This window comes from Frankia sp. Mgl5, assembly GCF_023242985.1.
In the GTDB taxonomy this organism is placed as follows: domain Bacteria; phylum Actinomycetota; class Actinomycetes; order Frankiales; family Frankiaceae; genus Parafrankia; species Parafrankia soli.
Genome location: NZ_JALKFY010000449.1, coordinates 1 through 494, shown reverse-complemented (window position 1 = coordinate 494; position 494 = coordinate 1). Strand labels below are relative to the sequence as shown.

The following is a 494-nucleotide window of genomic DNA, read 5'->3' as shown; positions in this document are numbered from 1 at the left end:
GGCCCGTCGGACGGGGCGCTGCGCTTCTTCGGCAAGGAGGACTTCCGCGAGTTCGCGGCCGTCTTCCGGGAGCTGGAGAACACGCCGGGTGCGGAGATGGCCGCCCGTTTCCGCGCCTCGGAGTACTTCGTGCCCTCCGCCGTCGTGGCGCCGGTCGCGCGCAAGGCGCCGGCCGAACTCCCCGGCGTCCGCCAGCAACCAGTAGTCGCGCAGCTCGTCACGCTCACCCGGCGATATCTGCGAGTGGTGCTCGCCGATCCTTCCTATCTGAGGATGATTATCGCGTTCCCGTTTCTGCTGGGCATCATCCCCCGGGTCATCCCAGCTCCGGACGGACTGAGATCACTGCCGGCCGCGCCTAATCCGGACGCGATGAAGGTGCTCGTCGTCCTGGTGCTGTGCGCCTGTTTCATGGGCATGGCGAACTCGGTCCGCGAGATCGTCAAGGAACGCGACATCTACCGGCGGGAACGAACGATCGGCCTGTCCCGGAC

Annotated in this window: 1 pseudogene; it reads left to right on the top strand. The window is 67.2% G+C overall.

From position 1 onward, the window contains the following. Positions 1-494, top strand: a pseudogene (locus MXD62_RS10085) (hypothetical protein); the annotation flags it as partial.